The organism is Streptococcus sp. VTCC 12905 (assembly GCF_049893385.1).
GTDB classification, from domain to species: domain Bacteria; phylum Bacillota; class Bacilli; order Lactobacillales; family Streptococcaceae; genus Streptococcus; species Streptococcus suis_AA.
In genome coordinates this window covers 1-560 of the sequence record NZ_JBMVJC010000079.1, presented here as the reverse complement: position 1 = coordinate 560, position 560 = coordinate 1, and the positions used below count along the sequence as shown (strand labels likewise).

Sequence of the window (560 nt, the reverse complement as noted above, 5' to 3'; positions counted from 1 at the left end):
TTTCTCTTGTAGTGACCGATGGCTTCAAGGGGCTTGAAGAGATTATCAATCAGGCTTACCCATTAGCTAAACAACAACGTTGCTTAATTCATATTAGTCGAAATCTAGCTAGTAAAGTGAAACGAGCAGATAGAGCGGTTATTCTGGAGCAATTTAAAACGATTTATCGTGCTGAAAATTTAGAAATGGCAGTGCAAATTTTAGAGAACTTTATCGCCGAATGGAAACCAAAGTATAGGAAAGTCATGGAAAGTCTGGAGAATACGGATAATCTTTTAACTTTTTATCAGTTTCCCTACCAGATTTGGCATAGCATTTATTCGACAAACCTCATTGAGTCTCTTAACAAAGAAATCAAACGTCAAACGAAAAAGAAGGTTCTTTTTCCTAACGAGGAGGCTCTGGAACGTTATTTAGTTACCCTGTTTGAAGATTATAATTTCAAGCAAAATCAACGCATCCATAAAGGGTTTGGCCAATGTGCTGACACACTTGAAAGCTTATTTGATTAACATTCTTCAACTCTACTTGAGTGTTTACACATAATTATTGACAGTATC

General features: G+C 36.1%; 1 pseudogene. It reads left to right on the top strand.

Annotated elements, in window-relative coordinates:
* Positions 1 to 512 (top strand): annotated as a pseudogene (locus ACPC58_RS11700) (IS256-like element IS1191 family transposase); the annotation flags it as partial.
* Between the last annotated feature and the right edge of the window lie 48 nt (positions 513 to 560).